At 49.8% G+C, this 552-nt stretch carries 1 protein-coding gene; it reads right to left on the bottom strand.

All coding sequences use genetic code 11. From position 1 onward, the window contains the following. A partial coding sequence (locus R7Q46_RS29410) for a lyase family protein (RefSeq protein WP_318078618.1) occupies positions 1-552 on the bottom strand: 552 nt, incomplete at both ends.

The raw sequence follows: 552 nt of genomic DNA, 5'->3' as shown, positions 1-552 counted from the left end.
AGTGTTTGTTCAATGGCTTGTTTAGCGTGTTCAATCTGGAATTGCCAGCCGCCCAGCTCTTGCGCGAAAGTGATTGGCATGGCGTCCATCAAATGAGTTCGGCCTGTTTTTACCACACCTTGCAAAGCTTGCTTCTTGGTTTCTAGGCTTTGGCTAAGATGAGCCAGTGCAGGCAACAACTTGTGTTCAATAGCAAGTGCTGAGCTGACTTGAATCGCCGTCGGCACCACATCGTTACTGCTTTGACCCATGTTAACGTGGTCATTCGGGTTGACGTTGCCGCCAAGCAATTCAGACGCGAGCGTGGCAATCACTTCATTAGCGTTCATGTTGGAGCTTGTCCCAGAACCGGTTTGGAATAGGTCGATAGGGAACTGATCGAGATGTTGCCCATCAATAATGGCTTGCGCAGCCTCTGCAATCGCATTAGCGATATCACCTTCCAGTAACCCTAGTTGTGCGTTGGTCAGTGCTGCCGTCTGTTTGATGTGGGCTAAAGCTTGGATGAAACCGCTTGGCATGGTGTGCTGGCTGAATGCGAAGTTATCGATA

The organism is Vibrio sp. 811, assembly GCF_033339195.1.
The sequence above is the reverse complement of the archived record's forward strand: the minus strand, read 5'-3'. Positions and strand labels throughout refer to the sequence as shown.